At 44.4% G+C, this 489-nt stretch carries 2 tRNA genes and 1 rRNA gene; all 3 read right to left on the minus strand.

Features of this window, described 5'->3' with window-relative positions:
• Window positions 1-27 precede the first annotated feature (27 nt).
• Window positions 28-103 (minus strand) — tRNA-Ala (locus tag K5Q92_RS24005).
• Window positions 104-226: 123 nt separating this feature from the next.
• Window positions 227-303 (minus strand) — tRNA-Ile (locus K5Q92_RS24010).
• 130 nt (window positions 304-433) lie between these two features.
• A 16S ribosomal RNA gene (locus tag K5Q92_RS24015) occupies window positions 434-489 on the minus strand; the annotation flags it as partial.

Below are 489 nucleotides of genomic sequence, written 5' to 3' on the forward strand. Positions count from 1 at the left end.
AGTGCATGCTTCTACAAGAGAAGTAAATGGTGGAGCTATGCGGGATCGAACCGCAGACCTCCTGCGTGCAAGGCAGGCGCTCTCCCAGCTGAGCTATAGCCCCATTTACATGCAGTCAAACAAATATCTAATTGGTACACCAAATCGAGTTTAATCAAGGCAGTTTAATGCGACGTTTAGTGTTTTTCTAAACGAGTATTAAACTAACGCTGAGTAAGCGAAGATTTGGTGGGTCAGAGTGGACTTGAACCACCGACCTCACCCTTATCAGGGGTGCGCTCTAACCAGCTGAGCTACAGACCCATTCTTTTTGGTCTTTTAATCCTTGATTAAGAATCAAAATCCTCAAAAATAACCTTTCGATTATTTGCTCTTTCTTTACGACAAGCATATCTGTGTGAACACTCAACAACTATTAAGTTAGTCGTATAGGTAAGGAGGTGATCCAGCCCCAGGTTCCCCTAGGGCTACCTTGTTACGACTTCACCC

This window comes from Shewanella sp. MBTL60-007 (assembly GCF_019654915.1).
Lineage (GTDB): Bacteria > Pseudomonadota > Gammaproteobacteria > Enterobacterales > Shewanellaceae > Shewanella.